The 2,071-nt window shown below is 49.3% G+C and carries 2 protein-coding genes; both read left to right on the plus strand.

The window, feature by feature from the left end; genetic code table 11:
• On the plus strand, window positions 1–681 hold a 681-nt coding region (locus RB622_RS30015; RefSeq protein ID WP_308050532.1), incomplete at its 5' end, for a T9SS type A sorting domain-containing protein.
• A gap of 38 nt (window positions 682–719) precedes the next feature.
• On the plus strand, window positions 720–2,071 hold a 1,352-nt coding region (locus tag RB622_RS30020; protein ID WP_308050534.1), incomplete at its 3' end, for a DUF6443 domain-containing protein.

Consider the following 2,071-nt stretch of genomic DNA (forward strand, 5'->3'; position numbering starts at 1 on the left):
AAATACATTAAAGACAACACCGGAAACATACGCTCGTCCTATTGTTATAATTATGCGGGACAAACTATTGCTTGCGACGTCATTGCGGCAACTGGTACGGTTAGCCCTTCCCAGCTTTTCCTTTTAGCTAACCAGGGCGGGCCGCTTCCAGTTACCTTGGTAAATTTCAATGCGATCAAGGAAGGGCAAACAGCGCTGTTAACCTGGAATACCACGGCGGAAACTAACAGCGAACGTTTTGATGTAGAGCGCAGCCTGAACGGGAAAGATTGGAACCGGATTGGCAGTGTGGATGCCAAAGGCGAAAGCGTAAACGTAAACATGCAGTATTACTCCTTCAAAGATGGTAGTCCTGCCAGCGGTACGGAGAACCTGTACCGGTTAAAAATGGTAGACCGGGATAATACTTTTGCGTACAGCCGGATACAAAGCCTTATTTTTGATAACCAGATTTCGGTCTATCCGAACCCTCTCACCTTTGGAGAGAAACTGAACCTGGGCACACCAGATCCGGATAAAATCAGCCATGTCAAAATTTACGATGTCCGGGGTAAACTTGTTTTCTCGGAAAATAAACCAGGCCGCCAAATCGATGTAAGCAGCCTTCGGGCGGGGGGTTACATGGTACAGCTTACTGGGATGAACGGTTCTGTAAGTACGCACCGCATCGTAAAACAATAATAGTCCTGACTGATTTACAATTAGCTAACCCTAAGATCATGAAACGTCATTTAATCTATATATTTCTGCTGGTTTGCACGCTCACTGCGTTGGGGCAGACCGCGTCCGCGCAGACAGCAAGCCAGAACTTTGTTCTTTCAAGGCATTACAAACAGGCGGGTGCCGGTGCAAGCGATGTCAGCAAAGTCAATATCCAGGTCCAGTATATCGACGGGCTTGGCAGGCCTGTCCAAACCGTATCGGTTGGACAAAGCGCTGAGGGTACCGATATTGTCCAGCCAATCGCGTACGACGCCTTGGGCAGGCAGCCCAAGGCGTATTTACCGTACGCGTCTGGTAGCCACGGGAGCTATAAGGACAATGCGCTGAAAGTGGTAGCCCCGGCCACAAAGACTGACCAGGAGCGTTTTTATTCCGAGAACACGCCGCTGTTGGAAGGCTCTGACCTGGGCAGGCCCTATGCAGAAACAATTTTTGAAGCATCACCTTCATCCCGTCCGATTGGCTCGCGTGCGCCCGGAAATAAAAGTGCCTCCGGAAGTATCATTTATTCGGCCAACAACGGCAGTGAGGTTAAACGCTATACCTATGATGGTACAGCGGTAAGCGAGAGCGGGACCTTTGCTGCCGGCAAACTGTACAAAACGCAGACCACGGACGAAAACGAGAAAGTAAACATAGAATTTACCGACACCAAAGGAAGGGTTATTTGTAAAAAAGCGGGTAGTGAGGCATTGACTACCTATTATGTTTACGATGACTACGGACTGCTGCGGGCTGTGCTGCAACCACAGTACCAGGACAACGCCAGTGCAGACTTTGCGTTTTTATATGACTACGATGAGCGCGGCAGAATGATCAGCAAACAGGTTCCCGGCGCGGGCAAGGTTGAAATGGTCTATGACAAATTTGACCGGCTGGTGATGTCACAAGACGGAAATCAGCTGGCGCGGGGTACCTGGGGATTTATTAAATATGATGCATTCAGCCGTAAGATTATGGATGGTGAATTTACCACAGCCGACAGCCGTGCAACGTTGCAGACGGCCTTCAATGCAAGCGCTGGACATCATGAAACCACAACCGCCAATACCATTGGTTATACTTTTAACGGGACACTCCCAAACGTCAGCGCAAGCAATGTTTTGAATGCCTATTATTACGATGGTTACTCGTTTCCGTCAAACCAGGCTTATGTAGACCGGCTTTCTGTTTCAATCAATGGCGCTGTCAAAGGGCGGCAAACCGGAAATGGTACACGCAGGTTGAACGACGCTTCCTGGCTGGTTACGACCACGTATTATGATGCTGAGTACCGTCCGGTCCAATCGGTCAGACAGCTCAATGACCTGGGCGGTATGACAACCGAGCGGGTTTCAACCAAATACAA

This window comes from Dyadobacter sp. LHD-138 (genome assembly GCF_030929615.1).
Lineage (GTDB): Bacteria > Bacteroidota > Bacteroidia > Cytophagales > Spirosomataceae > Dyadobacter.